The following is a 19,192-nucleotide window of genomic DNA, read 5'->3' as shown; positions in this document are numbered from 1 at the left end:
TTTTTTTATAGAAAACATAAAAACAACTTCGAAAAAGTTATTTGCTTCGGAAATTTGCCTCCTTCAATTCGTTTAAAAGCTGAAGTATTTACCTATTTTCATCAACTCCTTTTTTTAGATATTCCAAACTCATTGTCTTTATTTCAAAGGATAATTTTCAATGTTAAGTCTAAAATTTTTAAAATAATAAAACAAAATACAGATTTTTGGATTGTTCAAACTGATGAAGTAAAAAAAAGATTATTGCAAAAATTGGAAATTACAAACGAAATAAATACAAAAGTGATTCCGTTTTATCCGCCATTAGATTCGTCTAATATTATAAGTCCAGATAAAAAAGGTTTTTTGTATGCAAGTAACGGAAGCTCTCATAAAAATCATTTAAACTTATTATTAGGATTTAAAAAGTATTGTGATACAAATGATAGAAAACAAGAATTGCATTTAACTGTTGGAAATGAGTTTACTTCTTTAATAAATGAAATTGAAAAATTGAAAAACCTAGGATATCCAATAATAAATCATGGCTTTGTTCCTCGACCAGAATTGTCAAATTTATATTCAAAAATAAAATTTGTTATTTATCCTTCATTATCCGAAAGTTTTGGACTCGGTCTTATTGAAGCAATTGAATTAGGTTGTGATGTTATTGCTGCTGATTTGCCTTATGCTTATGTCGTTTGCAAACCTTCCTCAGTATTTAATCCCTTAGAAATTAATGAAATTGCACAAGCATTTGTTCATGCAACAAATCATAATATAAAAAAAACAGAGCAAATAGTTTTTAATGAAATCAATCTGTTTTTAGAGTTGTTAAAATAAACTTAAAATTTAAATAGTTATATCAATCATATTATTAGTTTTACAAGTTGATAGCTTATAAAAACATAATCACATCAAAAGATGCAAATTAAAGACAAAATATTACTAATAACTGGCGGAACGGGTTCTTTTGGGAATGCTGTTTTAAGTCAGTTTTTACATACCGACCATTTTAAAGAAATCCGAATTTTAAGTCGTGATGAAAAAAAACAAGATGATTTACGAAAGAAAGTCAACAATAATAAAGTAAAATTTTATCTTGGCGATGTTCGTGATGTGCATAGTATTGACGCCGCAATAAAAGGTGTCGATTATATTTTTCACGCAGCCGCTTTAAAACAAGTGCCTTCGTGTGAATTTTTTCCAATGGAAGCAGTGAAAACCAATATCATCGGAACGGATAATGTGCTAACTATTGCTGAAAAATATGAAGTCAAAAAAGTAGTAGTTTTAAGTACTGATAAAGCCGCTTATCCAATCAACGCTATGGGAATGTCTAAAGCGATGATGGAAAAAGTGATGGTAGCCAAATCTCGTAATTTAGACGATAGTAAAACTATTTTTTGCGGAACTCGTTATGGAAACGTTATGGCTTCTCGTGGTTCGGTAATTCCTTTATTTATAGAGCAAATTAAAACTGGTAAACCAATTACCATTACCGATCCAAATATGACACGTTTTATGATGACGTTAGAAGACGCAGTAGATTTGGTTCTATATGCTTTTGAAAACGGTAATCAAGGCGATTTATTCGTGCAAAAATCTCCAGCTTGTACCATTGAAGTTTTAGCAAAAGCTTTAAATTTACTATACAGTTCTAACACAGAAATAAAAATTATTGGTACACGTCATGGTGAAAAATTATTCGAAACTTTAGTGAATCGGGAAGATATGGTGAAAGCGGAAGATTGTGGTAATTATTTCAGAATTCCAGCGGATAATAGAGATTTAAATTACGAACAATATTTTTCAGAAGGTGATATAAAACTAACCGAATTAGAAGAATATCATTCTCATAATACAGATATTTTGGACGTTGAGGAAATGAAACAGTTATTGTTGAAATTGCCTTTAATCAGAAAAGATATCTATGGAGAAGAAATCAATAAATATTTTGACCTTTAAAAGAGCCAAGTAAAAAGAGCCAAGTAAAAAGAGCCAAGTAAAAAGAGCCAAGTAAAAAGTAAAAAGAGCCAAGTAAAAAGTAAAAAGAGCCAAGTAAAAAGTAAAAAGAGCCAAGTAAAAAGTAAAAAGAGCCAAGTAAAAAGTTAAATAAAAGCCACGTAAAAAGTATTGAAAATGAGACAAAATGATTTGTTGGATAGAACTTTTAATTTTGCAGTTGCAGTTTTAAAATTTTTAAGAACTATTGAAAGTTTGCCTGAAAGCAATCTTATAAGATATCAACTAGGAAAATCGTGTACATCGGTTGGTGCTAATTATGAAGAATCTCAAGCAGGTTCATCAAAAGCAGATTTTCTTAATAAAGTTAAAATTTCATTGAGAGAAGCTAGAGAATCTAATTATTGGTTAAGAATTATTAAGGCATTAATCGAGAAAGAAAATATTGAATTAAACAATTTATTAAAAGAAAGTCAAGAATTGAAAAACATATTAGGAGCAATCGTAAACAATTCAAACAAATAACAAATGAAGAAACTTATTACTTTTCGAGAACTTGTTTCTTTTTACTTTTTACTTGGCTCTTTATAATTATGAAAATAGGTATTACAGGTCAAGACGGTTTCGTTGGCAAACATTTATACAATACATTAGGTTTATTTTCTGATGAGTTTTTACGTGTAGAATTTAAACGTGACTTTTTTGAGAATGATAAGAAATTAGATCATTTTGTTTCTCAGTGCGATGTCATTGTGCATTTAGCAGCTATGAATCGTCATGAAAGTCAAGATGTAATTTATGAAACGAATGTAAATCTGGTTCAGAAATTAGTTAATGCTTTAGAACGAACGAACTCAAAACCGCATGTTTTACTTTCCTCTTCAAGTCAGGAAGAAAGAGATAATTTATACGGAAAATCAAAAAAAGAAGGTAGAGAAATACTTGCGAATTGGGCTAAGAAAAATCATGGAATTTTCACAGGTTTAATTATTCCAAACGTTTTCGGACCTTTCGGAAAACCTTTTTATAATTCGGTTGTCGCCACATTTTGTCATCAAGTTTCACATAATGAAACGCCAAAAATTGATGTGGATGGCGATTTAAAACTGATTTATGTTGGCGAATTGGTTCAAGAAATTATCGCACAAATTAGAACAAAAAAGCATCAATCCAAACTAGAAATTCAACATACTTCTGAAAAGAAAGTTTCTGAAATTTTAGCTTTATTACAACATTTTAAATCAGAATATCAAGATAATGGAAGCATTCCGGTTTTACCATCGGTTTTCGAATTAAATTTATTTAATACTTTTAGATGTTATATGGATATAGCCACTCATTTTCCTGTAAAATTGATGCAACATACTGATGACAGAGGAAGTTTTGTAGAAATTATCAGGTTAGAAGTGGGAGGACAAGTTTCTTTTTCTACAACTAAACCCAACATTACCAGAGGCAATCATTATCACACCAGAAAAATTGAACGTTTTGCTGTGATCAAAGGAAAAGCCTTAATTCAATTGAGAAAAATTGGAACGGATGAGGTTTTAAATTTCGAATTAAATGGCGATGAACCTGCTTATGTGGATATGCCAATTTGGTACACACATAACATAAAAAATATTGGTGACGATATTTTATATACCAACTTTTGGATAAACGAATTTTTCAATCCAAATGATGCCGATACGTATTTCGAAGAAGTATAAGGTTTAATTTTCACGCAGATTGAAAGGATAAAAGGATTTTTGGATTGGGTGTAATTTTTTTAAGATTTAGTAAAGACAAAATTTAATTTTCACGCAGATTGAAAGGATAAAAGGATTTTTGGATTGGGCGTAATTATTTTAAGATTTAGTAAAGACAAAATTTAATTTTCACGCAGATTGAAAGGATAAAAAGGATTTTTGGATTGGGTGTAATTTTTTTAAGATTTAGTAAAGACAAAATTTAATTTTCACGCAGATTGAAAGGATAAAAAGGATTTTTGGATTGGGCGTAATTATTTTAAGATTTAGTAAAGACAAAATTTAATTTTCACGCAGATTGAAAGGATAAAAGGATTTTTGGATTGTACTGAAGTAATGATTAAAAAGGAAATTTCACGCGGATTGAAAGGATTTAAAAGATGTTTTGATTGTGCTGAAGTAATGTTAAAAAGGAATTTCACGCAGATTGAAAGGATTGAAAGGATTTTTTTGATTGTACTGAAGCAATGATTAAAAAGGTAATTTTACCCGGATTGAAAGAATTTTTTTGATTGTACTTAAGTAATGATTAAAAAGGTAATTTACGCGGATTGAAAGGATTGAAAGGATTTTTTTATTGTGCGTAATTTTTAAGATTTAGTAAAGACAAAATTTATATAAGCCACGAATAAAATAAAAAAATGAAAGATAACGATATTACATACAAAATTAGAGGATGCATTTTTAATGTTTATAATAATTTAGGACCAGGATTATTTGAATCTGTATATGAAGCTGCATTGCTTTATGAATTAAATAAAGCTGGATTAAAAGCTAAAAATCAAGTTGAGTTAGCGGTTCATTATGATGATGTTCTTTTGGATGTTGCTTTTAGAATTGATATTTTAGTTGAAGAAAGTGTGTTAATAGAACTAAAGTCCGTTGAGGAATTATCTAAAGTTCATTATAAACAAGTCGTAACATATTTAAAACTATCTGATATTCCAATTGGTATATTGGTAAATTTCAATACTGATAATATAAATTTGAACACCAAAAGAATAGTAAATAATTTTTTTGAATAATTAGATTATATACAAAGAGAAGAATCGATAAATCCTTTCAATCTGCGTGAAATAAAATAAAAACAATATTACGCTAAAAGAAAAGAATTCATAAATCCTTTTAATCTGCGTGAAATAATATAGAAAATGAAAAAACTAAAATTAATAACCGTAGTAGGAACTCGTCCAGAAATTATTCGATTATCTCGAGTGATGGCTGCTTTAGACGCTTCTGAAGCTATTGAACATATACTTGTTCACACAGGTCAAAATTACGATTACGAATTAAATCAAATATTTTTTGACGATTTAGGTATTCGTAAACCCGATTATTTCTTGAATGCTGCTGGAAAAACAGCTACAGAAACTGTCGGTCAAATTTTAATTAAAATCGATCCGCTTTTAGAAGAAATACAACCAGATGCTTTTTTAGTTTTAGGCGATACGAATAGTTGTTTGTGTGCGATTCCAGCTAAAAAACGTCAAATTCCAATTTTCCATATGGAAGCTGGAAACCGTTGTTTTGATCAAAGAGTTCCTGAAGAAACGAACCGTAAAATCGTAGATCATATTTCCGATGTAAATTTAACTTACAGTGATATTGCTCGCGAATATTTACTTCGTGAAGGTTTGCCTGCGGATAGAATTATCAAAACGGGTTCGCCAATGTTTGAAGTTCTGAATCATTATTTACCAAATATTCAAGCATCAGAAATTCTGTCTACTCTAAAATTAGAAAAAGGGAAATATTTTGTGGTGTCTTCACATCGTGAGGAAAATATCAATAATCCTGATAATTTTAACGGCTTAATTGAAAGTTTAAATCAAATTGCAGCACACTATAAATTCCCAATTATTGTAAGCACGCATCCTCGAACTCGCAACATGATTGAAAGCAAAAATGTAAAAGTTCGTGAGGAAGTTCAGTTTTTAAAACCAATGGGTTTTAACGATTATAACGCCTTACAAATGAATGCTTTTGCCGTTTTATCGGATAGTGGAACGATTTCGGAAGAATCTTCAATATTGAATTTTCCAGCCTTAAATATTCGTCAAGCACACGAAAGGCCAGAAGCTATGGAAGAAGCATCTGTAATGATGGTTGGACTTTCACCTGAAAGAATCATGCAAGGTTTGGTACAGTTGCAAACGCAAAAAACAGGTTCAGAAAGAAATTTCCGCCCAGTTGCCGATTATTCCATGCCAAATGTTTCTGAAAAAATGGTTCGAGTTATCTTGAGTTATACCGATTATGTGAATCGAGTAGTTTGGAGTAAGAAGTAAGAGCCAAGTAAAGAGTAAAAGAGCCAAGTAAAAAGTAAAAAGAGCCAAGTAAAAAGTAAAAAGTTAAAAGAGCCAAGTAAAGAGTTAAAAGAGCCAAGTAGAAAGAGCCAAGTAAAAAGTAGAAAGAGCCAAGTAAAAATAAATATCTGCCACGTAATGAAAGAAAACGATTTATTAAAAAGAACATTTAATTTTGGAGTTAACTGTTTGAAATATTTGAGAAAATTAGAAACAAATCCAGAGAATAATTTAGTAAGATTTCAATTGGGGAAATCTTGTACTTCAATAGGTGCAAACTATGAAGAGTCTCAAGCAGGTTCTTCAAAAGCAGATTTTATTAATAAAGTGAAAATTTCTTTAAGAGAAGCAAGAGAATCTAATTATTGGTTAAGAATTTTAAAGGAGTTAACCGAAAATGAAGATGTTCAACTACAAATTTTAATTCAAGAAAGTAAAGAGATAAAAAATATTTTAGGTGCAATTGTAAATAATTCAAATAAAAAATAGTTATGAAATTTTATAATATTAGTTTTAACCTTTTTACTTTTTACTTTTTACTTGGCTCTTTTTAATATGAAAATACTTTTCTTAGCCTTAGCTTATCCGAAAATTCCAAATTCGAGTAATTTATATACCGATTTAATGGAAGAGTTTCGCGATCAAGGTCATGAAGTTTATGTTGTGGCTCCAGCTATCAATGAAAATGAAATTGGTTTAAATATTGAAGAAGGCATTCATGTTATCCGAGTAAAAACACTTCCGCTATTAAATGTAAACCCAATTCAAAAAGGAATAGCAAATGTGCTTTTGCCGTTTCAATATAAAAAAGCAATTAAAAAATATTTTAAGTCTGAAACCTTAGATTTAATCATCATGCCAACGCCACCAATTAGTTTGATTGATGTAGCGAGTTGGTTAAAAAAGAAATACCAGTCTAAATTATATCTGATTTTAAGAGATATTTTTCCTCAAAATGCTGTCGATTTAGGTATGATGAAGAAAGACGGAATGTTGTATAATTTCTTTCGAAAAAAAGAACATTTACTATATGAAGTAGCAGATAAAATTGGATGTATGTCGCCAGGAAATATTGATTATGTAATTCATCATAATCCAAAAGTAAAAGTTGAAAAATTACATTTATTACCGAATTGGCAAAAAGAAATTCCACAGTTTTCTGATGATAAAGTTGCTTTAAGAAAAAAATATAATTTTGATGATAACTTTGTCATTATTTTTGGTGGAAATATTGGTTTGCCTCAAAAGTTAGAAAATATTTTGGCTGTTGCCGAATTGTTTCAACCAGAAGATAAAGTGTTGTTTTTCATTGTCGGACAAGGAACGGAGAAAGCGAAAATCGAAAAATTAATTAAAGAGAAGAACATTCAAAACGTTGTAATTAAGAATTCATTACCACGTGATGATTATCAAAATATTATTTCAGTTGCCGATTGTGGTTTGATTTCTTTACATGAAAATTTCACCATTCCAAATATTCCATCCAAATCGTTAAGTTATTTCAATGCGAAAATTCCTGTTTTAGCAGCAATTGATATAAATACGGATTATGGAACAATCATTCAAGATGAAGTAAAAGCTGGAGTTTGGGCACCTTCAAATCAACCCCATCTAATCAAAGAAAAAATTGATTTATTGCTTGCAAATCCGCAACTTTGTAAACAAATGGGAGAAAATGGCTATCAGTATTTTGTAAATAATGTGACACCAAAACATAGTTATGAAGTTATTAAGAGCCAAGTAAAAAGAGCCAAGTAAAAAGAGCCAAGTAAAAAGAGCCAAGTAAAAAGAGCCAAGTAAAAAGAGCCAAGTAAAAAGAGCCAAGTAAAAAGTAAAAAGTAAAAAGTAAAAAGTTAAAAGAGCCAAGTAAAAAGTAATATGTATTCAAAAATAGTAAAACCAATTTTAGATTTTCTACTTGCCGTGATAGGATTCATAATCTTATTGCCAGTATTTCTATTGGTTACTATTTTGTTATTTATCGCCAATCAAGGAAAACCTTTTTTTATTCAGCGTCGACCTGGGAAAAATTGCGAAGTATTCTCAATTATTAAATTCAAAACCATGAATGATAAAAAAGATGCTTCAGGGAAATTATTACACGATTCAGAAAGATTAACTCCCGTTGGAAGTTTTGTACGAAAAACATCTTTGGATGAAATTCCGCAATTGCTAAATGTGATAAAAGGTGATATGAGTATCATTGGACCACGACCGTTATTAACAGATTACGTACATTTGTATAACGAGTTTCAAAACCAAAGACACAATGTAAAACCGGGAATTACAGGCTGGGCTCAAGTGAACGGAAGAAACTCCATTTCTTGGGATAAAAAGTTCGAATTAGACGTTTTTTACGTCAACAATATTTCTTTTTGGTTAGATTTGAAAATTCTATTTTTAACCGTAAAGAAAGTGCTAATTAGCGAAGGGATTTCAGCAGAAGATGCAGCCACAATAGAACCATTTCAAGGTCAATATTAACCCCCCAAATATGAAGAAAATTGCAATAATAGGAGCAGGCGGTTTTGGTAGAGAAGTGAAAATGCTTATCGATCAAATTAATGCTATTTCCCCAAAATATGAGTTCATCGGCTATTATGATGATGGAAAAGAAAAAGGAACTTTAGTTAATGGTTTTCCCGTTTTAGGTAACGTTTCAGATTTAAATGCTGTTGCAGAAGTCCTTTTTGTCGCTTTGGCTCTAGGAAATCCAGTTTACAAAAAGAGTGTTGTTGCTTTAGTTGAAAATCAAAACATCAGTTTTGAAACCTTAATTCATCCTTCAGTATTAATTGGTCATGACGAAGTTTCAATTGGAAAAGGAACTGTCATTTGCGCTGGAAGTATTTTAACTTGTAATATATCAATTAAAGATTATGTAACGCTAAATTTAGCATGTACGATTGGGCACGATACTGTTTTAGAGAATTTTGTATCGTTAATGCCTGCAGTTAATGTTTCAGGAGAAGTTGTGTTAGAAGAAGCTGTTTATGTAGGGACAGGTGCAAAAATAATCAATCAAGTTTTAATTGGGAAAAACACCACAATTGGAGCAGGAGCAGTGGTTTCAAAATCCATTCCAGAAAATTGTACAGCAGTTGGAATTCCTGCTAAACCTATTAAATTTCATTCGTAATGCTACAAGAAAAAATATGGTTATCCTCACCACACATGGGAGGAACCGAACAAAAATATGTTAATGAAGCGTTTGCTACCAATTGGGTAGCACCTTTAGGGCCAAATGTAAATAATTTTGAAATCGATTTAGAAACCTATTTAAATCAAAATGTTTTTGTTGGCGCTCTAAGTTCAGGCACAGCCGCTTTACATTTAGGTTTGATTTTGTTAGATGTTAAACCTGGTGATGAGGTTATTTGTCAATCGATGACTTTTTCGGCATCAGCTAATCCAATTGCTTACTTAGGAGCAACTCCAATTTTTATTGATAGTGAAATGGATACTTGGAATATGTGCCCCATCGCATTAGAAGAAGCCATAAAAGATAGGATTTCAAAAGGTAAAAAACCAAAAGCTATTATTCCGGTTCATTTATATGGAATGCCAGCTAAAATGGATGAAATAAGAGCCATTGCCAATCAATACGAAATTCCAATTTTAGAAGATAGTGCGGAAGCTTTAGGGAGTTCGTACAAAAATCAAAAATGTGGTACTTTTGGAGCTATTTCTGTTTTGTCTTTCAACGGAAATAAAATTATTACCACTTCTGGTGGTGGAGCAATGGTAACACATACGAAAGAATTAAAAGATAAAGCGGTTTTTTTATCTACTCAAGCCAGAGACAATGCGCCACATTACCAACATTCAGAAATTGGTTATAATTATCGAATGAGTAATATTTGTGCTGGAATTGGTCGTGGACAAATGGAAGTTTTAGATAAACATGTCAATTTTAGAAGAGCGAATCATCAGTTTTATTGCGATATTTTTTCCAAGATTAATGATGTAGTACTATTAACAGAACCTAATTCTGATTTTTATTCGAATCATTGGTTATCTGCCATTTTATTAAAATCTTTCGAGCAAAGAGAAGCTTTAAGGTTAGCCTTCGAAGCCGAGAATATAGAAACAAGACCTTTATGGAAACCCATGCATTTACAACCCGTTTTTGAGAATGCACCTTATTATGGTGAAAAAGTTTCAGAAAGTTTATTTGAAAAGGGTTTGTGTTTGCCTTCAGGTTCTAATTTAACCGATTCAGACAGAGCAAGAATTTCAAATGTAATTGATGATTTCTTTACTTAATAAAATCGTAATGTTTGATTGGTTTTTATTACATTTGTAACCCAAATTTTAACAGTGAAAAACAATAAAACATCTAATAAATCTATATTTTCAGAAGTATTCTTAAAAGATAAGATGCTGCATTTTGGTTATTTACCAAGATGGATTATTTTTTCTATTGATATTTTTATTGTCATTTTCGCTAATATTGTAACGTATTTTTTAATTTCTCTATTAACGTTCAAATATTACAATACACTTGATTTAACAAGTAGAATAATAATAATTTTAGCCACACAGTCTTTTTTCTTTTTTGTGTTTAAAACCTATGCAGGAATTATAAGACATTCTACTTTAAATGATGGCTACAACTTATTTAAATCAACATTTAGTTCGTTTTTAGCATTATCAGCCTTAAATTATATTCATTTTTATTTAGCTGGTGCGAAAATATTTTTAATGCCCGCTTTGTTGCTTACATTTTTGTTTTCCTTCATTTTTTTATTGTTTTTTAGAATTGTGGTAAAAGTGGTGTATCAAGTTTATCTTGATGCTGGAAATCAGAATAATTTGGAGAATATTGTTATTTATGGTACAGATTCGAATGCCATTTCGTTAGCTAATGCCATAAATGCAGAATACCCAAAAAGATATAAATTGGTAGGTTTTGCTGATAATTCTAAAAAAAATGTTGCCAAACAGATTTTAGGATTGCCAATTTATTACCACAATAAAAATATTAAAACAATTCTTTCCGACTTAAATGCAAAAGTGCTTATTATCTCAAATAATGTTTTTTCTAAAAGTGAGCAATTAGTTTTGGTTGATGAATGTTTAGAAAACAATATTAAGTTATTAACTGTTCCTGTAATTGCAGATTGGAATTCACAAAAAAATATTTCTAAAAAAATTAAATCTTTTGAAATTCAAGATTTATTGAATAGGGATGAAATTGTTTTAGATACCATAAATATTTCTAATAAAGTTTCTAATAAAGTGGTGTTAATTACTGGTGCTGCAGGTTCTATTGGAAGTGAAATAGTAAGGCAAATTATTTATTTTTCTCCTTCAAAAATAATTTTATTAGATCAAGCTGAAACGCCTTTACATCAGTTGTCACTAGAGTTAAATCAAGTATATTTAGAAATAATTCCAGTAATTGCAGATGTGCGAAATAAAGAGCAGTTAGATGTTGTTTTTCAAGAATACAACCCAGAATTTGTATTTCATGCTGCAGCATACAAACATGTGCCGTTAATGGAGAAAAATCCAAATCAAGCAATTTTTACAAATGTATTAGGTACAAAAAATTTAGCAGATTTAGCGGTTAAATATAAAGTGGAACGTTTCGTATTAATTTCTACAGATAAAGCCGTTAATCCTAGTAATATTATGGGAGCAAGCAAACGTATTGCGGAAAAATATGTGCAGTCCTTGTCTATTTATTTAGATCAAATGGGCGAATCATCTACCAAATTTATTACCACTCGTTTTGGAAATGTTTTAGGTTCTAATGGCTCGGTTGTACCCTTGTTTACTAAGCAAATTAATGCTGGCGGTCCAATAACAATTACGCATCCAGATATAATAAGATATTTTATGACCATTCCGGAAGCTTGTCAATTGGTATTGGAAGCAGGAACAATGGGGAATGGAAGTGAAATTTTTATTTTTGATATGGGTGAACCCGTAAAAATTATAGACTTAGCCCATAAAATGATAAAACTTGCAGGTTTTATTCCTGAAGTGGAAATTAGAATAAAAGTTGTAGGCTTAAGACCTGGAGAGAAATTATATGAAGAATTATTGACAAACGCTTCAACAACTTTACCAACGTATCATCAAAAAATTATGATTGCAAAAGATAGTTCGGAAAATTATATTTCTCTAAATGAAGATATTCTAGAATTGATTGATTTGTCAAAAGAAAATAATTCAGATGCATTGGTAATTAAAATGAAACAGATTGTACCTGAGTTTGTTAGTTTAAATTCTAAATTTGAAAAGTTCGATAATTAGTCGAAAAAGAACATTTATCAGTAAAAAAATTATCTTTGTAAAAAAAGCACCTAATGAATAAGCATTTATACTGTCTCTTAGTAGTTTTCATAACATTAGTTTCTTGCACGTCGCCATCAAAAATGGTGTATTTAAATAGTACAGGTAACTTAGATTCGAATGTGAAATTCGAAACAACTTTACAACCTGATGATCAATTATTAATAATTGTTTCTTCTGAAAATGCGGAAGCAGCTTCGCCTTATAATTTAAAAACTGTTGCTTATCAAGGTAATTCAGAAAATATAATCGCACAAGAAAGAAATCAAGCCTACATTGTTGACCAAGATGGAAATATTGAATTTCCAATGTTGGGAACGATTAAAGTTGGTGGCTTAACACGAATTGAAACCACAAATAAAATAAAAGCTCTTTTAAAAAATGGACATATTTCAGATCCAATTGTAAATGTGAGATTGTTAAATTTTAAAGTTTCGGTTTTAGGAGAAGTGGCTAAACCGGGTGTCTTTTCTATTTCTGGAGAAAGAGTTACTTTAGTAGAAGCTTTGGCTTTGGCAGGTGATTTAACTATATACGGAAAAAGAAATAGCATTTTATTAATTAGAGAAAAAAACGGGGTCAAAACTTACGAAAAAATAGATATTACAAAAACAGATTTTATTAATTCACCAAATTATTATCTATCTCAAAATGATGTGATTTATGTAGAACCAAATAAAACTAAATTGAATTCTTCTGCAGTTGGACCCAACTTAACAATTGGTATTTCGGCACTTTCATTAGTAGTTACCATTTTGGCATTAACCTTAAAATAAAATATGCAAAAATACAGTCAAAATTTTGATGAAGATTTAGATCAAAACATCAATATTAGAGAGCAATTAGAAAAGTACTTAATCCACTGGAAATGGTTTGTATTTGGGGTAATTGTGTCCTTGTTTTTGGCATTTTTATATTTAAGATATGCGGTTCCGATGTACAACGCCACTTCTACTATTTTAGTAAAAGATGACAGGAAAGGTGGTCTAGCTTCAGAACTTTCGGCTTTTTCCGATTTAGGGATGTTAAAAGGTGCAAAGAGCAATGTTGACAATGAAATTGAAGTTATAAAATCCAGAAAACTAATTAAGAAAACACTTAACGAATTAGGTTTCAATGTTATTTACATCAATGAAGGAAGAATAAAAGACGGTGAAATTTATAATAATTGTCCAATTAAAATTTTATTCTACAACCAGAATTCTAATTTTTATAACGAGTTTCATCAGTTTAGAGTGATTTCTTTAACGTCAAATTCATTTGAAGTTTTTATTGGTTCCAAACTTTTCGGAACATTTAAATACGGAGAATCAATTAAATATTTAACTGGGAATTTCACTGTTGTTAAAGATAAAGTCAATACAAAAGATGCTTTGAAAGATTTTTCTATTCGTGTGGAAGTTTTACCAATTGAAGGTTTATCGGATAATTATAGAGGTCGACTAAAAGTCATGACGCTGAGTAAAAACACTAGTGTTATTGAACTGAATTTTGTAGACCCAATTCACTTTAGAGCCAAAGATTTCTTAAATGCTTTAGTGAAAAACTATAATCAAGATGCGATAGAAGATAAAAACTTCATTGCAGAAAATACCTCTAAATTTATTGAACAACGTTTGCGTTTAATTTATGGCGAATTAGAAGGTGTAGAAAAAGACGCAGAAAGTTTTAAGAAAACGAATCGTGTAACAGATATTACTTCTGAAGCTGGACTGTTTTTAGAAAATGCTAGCGAGTTTGAAAAACGTGAAATTGAAACCGAAACGCAATTGAAGGTTGTCAATACGATGATTGATTATTTAAAAGCGAACAAAGTAGAAAATTTAATTCCTGCAAATATTTTAACGGCTGATGTTGATGCTTCAGATGTTATCAATCAGTACAATAATTTAGTTTTAGAAAGAAACAGATTGCTAAAAACAGCTGGTGAAAAAAATGCAGTTGTTTTGGCTGTTGATAAAAAAATAGAATCGCTTCGTTATACCGTTAGTGCCAGTTTACAACAATTGAAAACATCGTTACAAATTAAAAAGAACGATTTAGCGCGACAAAATGCTATTGTTGAAGGCAGAATTTCTCAAATTCCAACGCAAGAAAAAGAATTTAGAATTATTGCCAGACAACAACAAGTCAAAGAAGCTTTGTATTTATATCTGTTAGAAAAAAGAGAAGAAACAGCCATTTCATTAGCAGTTACCGAACCAAATGCTAAAGTTATTGATGACGCCAATTCATCAAATAGTCCGGTTTCTCCTAATAGAACGGTGATTTATTTAATTGCATTGGTTTTAGGTGGACTAATTCCGTTTGGTGTTATTTACTTAATTAATTTCTTCGATAATAAAGTCAAATCAAGATTAGATATTGAACGAAATACTACGATTCCTTTCATTGGTGATGTGCCAAAAGCAGATAATCCGAATGAAATTATTCAATTAAATAGTAGAACCAATACGGCTGAAGCCATTCGTATCATAAGAACTAATTTAGAGTTTTTATTAAAAGATGTGCCCGAAGGTATTGCGAAAACAATATTTGTAACGTCTACTTTTCCAAAAGAAGGAAAAACCTTTGTTTCTGTAAATTTAGCTTCTACAATTGCGTTGTCTGATAAGAAGGTTTTGTTGGTTGGTTTGGATATTAGAAACCCAAAAATTGATAATTACTTACAAGTTCCAAATGTTGGATTTACTAATTTTTTATCGTCAAATAAATATAATTCTATTGATGAATTAATTGTAAAGATTGATAATTATTCTAATTTTTATGTGCTTCCTGCTGGAATTATTCCTCCAAATCCTGCTGAATTATTAATGGATAAGAAAGTAGGGAAGTTGTTTGAAGAACTTAGAACTAAATTCGATTATATTGTAGTGGATACCGCGCCTGTTAGTTTAGTTACGGATACGCTTATTATTGGTCACTTGGCTGATGCTTTTGTATATGTAACTCGAGCAAATTACCTTGACAAGCGTATGCTGAAATTACCACAACAATTATACAACGAATCGAAATTACCAAACATGTCTATTTTAATTAACGATACCGATTCTCAAAAAGGATATGGATATGGTTATGGCTACGGGTATGGGTACGGCGTTGAAATTGAAAAAAAATCTTGGTGGAAGAGGGTTTTGGGTAGATAGGTTGTGGGTTTTGGGTTGTGGGTTTTGGGTTTTGAGTTGTGGGTTTTGAGTTTTGGGTTGTGGGTTTTGGGTTGTGAGTTTTGGGTTTTGGGTTGTGAGTTTTGAGTTTTGAGTTTTGGGTTTTGAGTTTTGGGTTTTGGGTTTTGGGTTTTGGGTTTTGGGTTGTGAGTTTTGGGTTGTGGGTTTTGAGTTGTGGGTGATGGGGAGATTGGGTGATGGGGAGATTGGGTGATTGGAAAAGTGTTTTGTTTTCATAAGGACTTCGACAGGCTCAGTCTGACAGTGGTTGTGAGTTGTGAGTTTTGGGTTTTGGGTTTTGGATTTCTTGAGGACTTCGACTTCGCTCAGTCTGATTAAATTTACGATTTGAGATTTACGATTTTGGTTTCATGAGGTGTTCGGGTCTGCTCTGTCTGACTAAATTTTTGATTCCTATTATGGTGGTGGTGTTCCATTTTTTGTGTAAGGGTATTGCGTTTCTTCGTTCTTTATATGAAAATCCTATAAACAGATAGGCTATCCAAAGGTCTTTTGTTTGGAGTTGTTCTAATTTGAAGTCTATTGTTTTTTTTGTATTTTCTTTTTCTAAAATGATTTCGTTGCTGTATTGGTTTTCAAATTCGTCATCTTTGCAATTCCAATTTGCAATAGCTAATTGCAGGTGTATTTGATTGGCTTCTTGTTCTGGCCAAAGGATATCTTGTTCTACATTTATTGAAGTTAGATTGCATTTGTTTTGTTTCCAATCGAATGTGATTTCTTTCTTTAAAACCTTTTTTAATGGTCGTAATTTATTGCCTTCGAAATGCACAAGTATTTCGTCTATTTCTGGAATTTGTAGGCCGTTTTCTATTTTTCTTTCTCCAATTTTATTCGTAGTGTCTTCTTGTAAGATTTCAAATAGCAGTTTGTTTACTCTTCCTGCAAAGGATACTTCTTTAGCTTTGTCATAAAATTGTTTAGCCAGTAAACGAAATACTTTAGATTTTTGACTACAGCTGCCGAATTCGGAACTTTGTTGTCTGATTCTATCAAAAATTGGATTTTTAGCAAATTGTTCTTTGGTTATACCAGAATTGCCTTTTTGTCTCACTAGATTTTCTTCCGAAGCAATATAAAAACTCAAATCATCCAATGTGCCTTTAATCTTAAATGGTGCTTTTACTTTTGCCATACTTTTCTTGTTTAAATTTTTCTATAAATTTAAAATAAGATATTCATTTACACAAGGCATGTTTTGCATCGTTTTGTATTGTTTTGACTGGTTTTTATGGGTTTTTTTGGAGAGGGGAGGAGAGAATAGATGATTGGGAGATTGGGTGATTGGGTTGTGGGTTGAGGGTTTTGAGTTGTGGGTTTTGGGTTGAGGGTTTTGAGTTGTGGGTTGTGGGTTTTGGGTTTTGGGTTGTGGGTTTTGGGTTTTGGGTGATGGGTTTTGGGTTTTGGGTTTTGAGTTGTGGGTGATGGGTTGTGAGTTGTGGGTGATGGGTTTTGGGTTTTGGGTGATGGGTTGTGAGTTTTGGGTTTTGAGTTGTGGGTGATGGGTTGTGGGTGATGGGTTGTGGGTGATGGGTTGTGAGTTGTGGGTTGTGGGTTTTGGGTTTTGGGTTGTGAGTTTTGGGTTGTGAGTTGTGGGTGATGGGTTGTGGGTTTTGGGTTTTGGGTTTTGGGTTGTGGGTGATGGGTTGTGGGTGATGGGTTGTGAGTTGTGGGTTGTGAGTTGTGAGTTGTGGGTGATGGGTTGTGAGTTGTGGTTTTTGGGTTGTGAGTTTTGGGTTGTGAGTTTTGGGTTGTGGGTTTTGGGTTGTGGGTTTTGGGTTTTGGGTTGTGAGTTGTGGGTGATGGGTTGTGAGTTTTGGGTTGTGGGTTTTGGGTTGTGGGTTTTGGGTTGTGAGTTTTTGTTAGGACTTCGATAGGTTCAGTCTGACAACGTAATTTAATAGAATACCTGTTTTATGGGAGGTAAATTACTTACAAGAAAAACTGATTGTTTTCTATCGCAGTTTCAAAGGCTTTAGTTTCTTTAATAGCAACTTTTCTTGTGAAAGAATCTATGTGTTGTTTGTGGTGAATATCTGAACCTACAAAATCAATAAAGCCAGCTTTTAATAGGTTGTCTGAAGCTTTGGTTGCATCAGGACCGTAATAACCTACGCTTGATAACAAATTCATCTGAAATTTTAATCCCATTTTTTTTAGCTTTTCAAAATCTTTGAAGTTGGAATGATAAAATGAATAGCGTTCCGGATGTGCTAAAACGGGTTGGTAACCTGCTAGTTGTAACTCAAATAAGTATTCGTGAAGTTGAATTGGTGGATTTAAAAAAGACATTTCTACCAAAACATAATTGTCTTTAATTGTCAGTAATGGATTTGATTTGAAATTTTCAATAAAATTTTCGTCAATATAATATTCTGAAGCGGCTTTTAAATCTAATTTTTTTGCTAATTCAGGTAATTCATTTTCAACTCTTTCTTTGGCATTGTTTATAGATTCTATCGTGTTGTTGTACACATTTGCCATTGTATGCGGCGAAGTAATAGATTTTTTAAATCCTAAACTTAACATCGATTCCATTAAAAACTTACTGTCTTTAAGGTTTTTCGCACCATCATCAATTCCAGGTAAAAGATGCGAATGAATATCTACATAATTAGTAGGAATTAATGCTGCTAAAGTAGGCTTTGCTTTAAAAAAGGATAACATAACTATTTTTTTTGTAAAGATAGTTTTGTTTTTTGATTTTCGAATTACGATTTTGGATTTATGATTCGGGATTTGGGATTTGGGATTTACGATTTGGGATTTACGATTTGGGATTTATGATTTGGAAATTGGGTGATTTGGGGATTGGGTGATTTGGTGTGACTTCGACAGGCTCAGTCTGACAGTAGTGGTGAGTTGTGGGATTTGGGAATTACAATTTTGGATTCACTAATTTAGATTTTTTTGATTTAGAATATTGAAAATGTTTTAATGTTAGCGGCTTTCATTTTGTTGGTGTATTTAAAAAGGTTATTTTTGAATGATAATTATTAAACTCAACAAAGTATTTTTAGATGTTAAAAAAAATTAAAAAAGAAGTAAAACGATTATTTAGAGGTAAAAGCAAAAAATTTGTAATGAGTCCTAACGATATCATACAAACGGAAAGAGTTAAACCTTGGTTTGCTGATAACGGAGATCAAACTTTAAGATTAGATTATGATTTAAACGAAAATTCGGTTGTTTTAGATATTGGAGGGTATAAAGGTGAATTTGCCGTTGATATTTTTTGTAAATACAATGCTACTATTTATGTTTTTGAACCTATAGAATCTTTCTTTAAAATTATTCAAAAAAAGTTCGTTAATAATCCAAAGATTAAAGTTTATAATTTTGGCTTAGCAGGAAAAGACGAACAAATGGAGATTAGTATGACGGATAATGCTTCATCTGTATTTCTAAAAACAGAAGATTCAGAAACGATACAATTAAAATCAATTGTAAATTTCCTTCAAAAAAATAACATTCAATTTGTAGATTTAATTAAGATTAATATTGAAGGTGGTGAATATGAACTTTTAGAATCATTAATTGAAAATAACTTATTAAGTAATTTTAAAAATATTCAAGTTCAATTTCATGATTTCTTATTAGATGATGGAAAAGAAAGAATGAATAAAATACAAGAACACCTTGCTAAAACTCATACTATTACTTATCAGTATGAATTTGTTTGGGAAAATTGGGAATTAAAATAAGC

The 19,192-nt window shown here is 31.1% G+C and carries 17 protein-coding genes; 15 read left to right on the top strand and 2 right to left on the bottom strand.

Annotated elements, in window-relative coordinates:
• The 14 genes from UEQ13_RS03715 to UEQ13_RS03650 form a co-directional block, all read left to right on the top strand.
• On the top strand, positions 1-822 hold an 822-nt coding region (locus UEQ13_RS03715; protein ID WP_329805061.1), incomplete at its 5' end, for a glycosyltransferase.
• 81 nt (positions 823-903) lie between these two features.
• On the top strand, positions 904-1,947 hold the full coding sequence (locus tag UEQ13_RS03710; protein WP_329804522.1) for a polysaccharide biosynthesis protein: 1,044 nt from the start codon (positions 904-906) through the stop codon (positions 1,945-1,947).
• Positions 1,948-2,121: 174 nt separating this feature from the next.
• The gene (locus tag UEQ13_RS03705; RefSeq protein WP_329804521.1) at positions 2,122-2,469 is read left to right on the top strand and encodes a four helix bundle protein; all 348 of its coding nucleotides are present in this window, start codon (positions 2,122-2,124) and stop codon (positions 2,467-2,469) included.
• A 65-nt stretch (positions 2,470-2,534) separates the two neighbouring features.
• On the top strand, positions 2,535-3,653 hold the full coding sequence (locus UEQ13_RS03700; RefSeq protein WP_329804576.1) for a polysaccharide biosynthesis C-terminal domain-containing protein: 1,119 nt from the start codon (positions 2,535-2,537) through the stop codon (positions 3,651-3,653).
• Positions 3,654-4,333: 680 nt separating this feature from the next.
• A complete protein-coding gene (locus UEQ13_RS03695) occupies positions 4,334-4,717 on the top strand; it encodes a GxxExxY protein (RefSeq protein ID WP_329805060.1) in 384 nt (127 codons plus the stop codon).
• Positions 4,718-4,843: 126 nt separating this feature from the next.
• Positions 4,844-5,980, top strand: a complete 1,137-nt coding sequence (gene wecB / locus UEQ13_RS03690) for a non-hydrolyzing UDP-N-acetylglucosamine 2-epimerase (protein WP_329805059.1) — start codon at positions 4,844-4,846, stop codon at positions 5,978-5,980.
• A 156-nt stretch (positions 5,981-6,136) separates the two neighbouring features.
• Positions 6,137-6,487, top strand: a complete 351-nt coding sequence (locus UEQ13_RS03685; RefSeq protein WP_329805058.1) for a four helix bundle protein — start codon at positions 6,137-6,139, stop codon at positions 6,485-6,487.
• Between the two features lie 66 nt (positions 6,488-6,553).
• A complete protein-coding gene (locus UEQ13_RS03680; protein ID WP_329805057.1) occupies positions 6,554-7,756 on the top strand; it encodes a glycosyltransferase family 4 protein in 1,203 nt (400 codons plus the stop codon).
• 120 nt (positions 7,757-7,876) lie between these two features.
• The gene (locus tag UEQ13_RS03675; RefSeq protein WP_329805056.1) at positions 7,877-8,482 is read left to right on the top strand and encodes a sugar transferase; all 606 of its coding nucleotides are present in this window, start codon (positions 7,877-7,879) and stop codon (positions 8,480-8,482) included.
• A gap of 10 nt (positions 8,483-8,492) precedes the next feature.
• Positions 8,493-9,137: an acetyltransferase gene (locus UEQ13_RS03670; RefSeq protein WP_329805055.1), complete on the top strand. Its 645-nt coding sequence runs from the start codon at positions 8,493-8,495 to the stop codon at positions 9,135-9,137.
• The gene (locus UEQ13_RS03665; RefSeq protein ID WP_329805054.1) at positions 9,137-10,264 is read left to right on the top strand and encodes a DegT/DnrJ/EryC1/StrS family aminotransferase; all 1,128 of its coding nucleotides are present in this window, start codon (positions 9,137-9,139) and stop codon (positions 10,262-10,264) included. Before UEQ13_RS03670 ends, UEQ13_RS03665 begins: the two co-directional genes overlap by 1 nt.
• A gap of 54 nt (positions 10,265-10,318) precedes the next feature.
• On the top strand, positions 10,319-12,262 hold the full coding sequence (locus UEQ13_RS03660; protein ID WP_329805053.1) for a polysaccharide biosynthesis protein: 1,944 nt from the start codon (positions 10,319-10,321) through the stop codon (positions 12,260-12,262).
• A 53-nt stretch (positions 12,263-12,315) separates the two neighbouring features.
• Positions 12,316-13,077 (top strand): polysaccharide biosynthesis/export family protein, encoded by a 762-nt coding sequence (locus UEQ13_RS03655; protein WP_329805052.1) that lies wholly within the window; start codon positions 12,316-12,318, stop codon positions 13,075-13,077.
• Positions 13,078-13,080: 3 nt separating this feature from the next.
• Positions 13,081-15,447: a GumC family protein gene (locus UEQ13_RS03650; RefSeq protein ID WP_329805051.1), complete on the top strand. Its 2,367-nt coding sequence runs from the start codon at positions 13,081-13,083 to the stop codon at positions 15,445-15,447.
• A 373-nt stretch (positions 15,448-15,820) separates the two neighbouring features.
• Here UEQ13_RS03650 and UEQ13_RS03645 read toward each other — a convergent pair whose 3' ends face one another.
• Together UEQ13_RS03645 and UEQ13_RS03640 are read right to left on the bottom strand one after the other, a co-directional pair.
• Positions 15,821-16,621 carry a hypothetical protein gene (locus UEQ13_RS03645; protein ID WP_329805050.1) on the bottom strand — a complete coding sequence of 267 codons (801 nt, stop codon included), beginning with the start codon at positions 16,619-16,621 and terminating at the stop codon, positions 15,821-15,823.
• Between the two features lie 797 nt (positions 16,622-17,418).
• Positions 17,419-18,153: a tyrosine-protein phosphatase gene (locus UEQ13_RS03640; RefSeq protein ID WP_329805049.1), complete on the bottom strand. Its 735-nt coding sequence runs from the start codon at positions 18,151-18,153 to the stop codon at positions 17,419-17,421.
• Positions 18,154-18,506: 353 nt separating this feature from the next.
• Between UEQ13_RS03640 and UEQ13_RS03635 the strand changes: the two genes are divergently transcribed.
• Complete coding sequence (locus UEQ13_RS03635) at positions 18,507-19,190, top strand: FkbM family methyltransferase (protein WP_329805048.1); 684 nt, start codon at positions 18,507-18,509, stop codon at positions 19,188-19,190.
• The last annotated feature ends 2 nt before the right edge of the window (positions 19,191-19,192 follow it).

The organism is Flavobacterium facile (assembly GCF_036321945.1).
GTDB lineage: Bacteria > Bacteroidota > Bacteroidia > Flavobacteriales > Flavobacteriaceae > Flavobacterium > Flavobacterium facile.
Note: the sequence above shows the minus strand (reverse complement) of the source record. Positions and strands in the feature narration are given on the sequence as shown.

Excerpts from the sequence above, each read along its gene's own strand:
- UEQ13_RS03645 (WP_329805050.1), bottom strand. The coding sequence starts at position 16,621 with ATGGCAAAAGTAAAAGCACCATTTAAGATTAAAGGCACATTGGATGAT.
- UEQ13_RS03665 (WP_329805054.1), top strand. The coding sequence starts at position 9,137 with ATGCTACAAGAAAAAATATGGTTATCCTCACCACACATGGGAGGAACC.
- UEQ13_RS03710 (WP_329804522.1), top strand. The coding sequence starts at position 904 with ATGCAAATTAAAGACAAAATATTACTAATAACTGGCGGAACGGGTTCT.
- wecB (WP_329805059.1), top strand. The coding sequence starts at position 4,844 with ATGAAAAAACTAAAATTAATAACCGTAGTAGGAACTCGTCCAGAAATT.
- UEQ13_RS03685 (WP_329805058.1), top strand. The coding sequence starts at position 6,137 with ATGAAAGAAAACGATTTATTAAAAAGAACATTTAATTTTGGAGTTAAC.
- UEQ13_RS03655 (WP_329805052.1), top strand. The coding sequence starts at position 12,316 with ATGAATAAGCATTTATACTGTCTCTTAGTAGTTTTCATAACATTAGTT.
- UEQ13_RS03640 (WP_329805049.1), bottom strand. The coding sequence starts at position 18,153 with ATGTTATCCTTTTTTAAAGCAAAGCCTACTTTAGCAGCATTAATTCCT.
- UEQ13_RS03680 (WP_329805057.1), top strand. The coding sequence starts at position 6,554 with ATGAAAATACTTTTCTTAGCCTTAGCTTATCCGAAAATTCCAAATTCG.
- UEQ13_RS03635 (WP_329805048.1), top strand. The coding sequence starts at position 18,507 with ATGTTAAAAAAAATTAAAAAAGAAGTAAAACGATTATTTAGAGGTAAA.
- UEQ13_RS03705 (WP_329804521.1), top strand. The coding sequence starts at position 2,122 with ATGAGACAAAATGATTTGTTGGATAGAACTTTTAATTTTGCAGTTGCA.
- UEQ13_RS03650 (WP_329805051.1), top strand. The coding sequence starts at position 13,081 with ATGCAAAAATACAGTCAAAATTTTGATGAAGATTTAGATCAAAACATC.
- UEQ13_RS03670 (WP_329805055.1), top strand. The coding sequence starts at position 8,493 with ATGAAGAAAATTGCAATAATAGGAGCAGGCGGTTTTGGTAGAGAAGTG.
- UEQ13_RS03695 (WP_329805060.1), top strand. The coding sequence starts at position 4,334 with ATGAAAGATAACGATATTACATACAAAATTAGAGGATGCATTTTTAAT.
- UEQ13_RS03675 (WP_329805056.1), top strand. The coding sequence starts at position 7,877 with ATGTATTCAAAAATAGTAAAACCAATTTTAGATTTTCTACTTGCCGTG.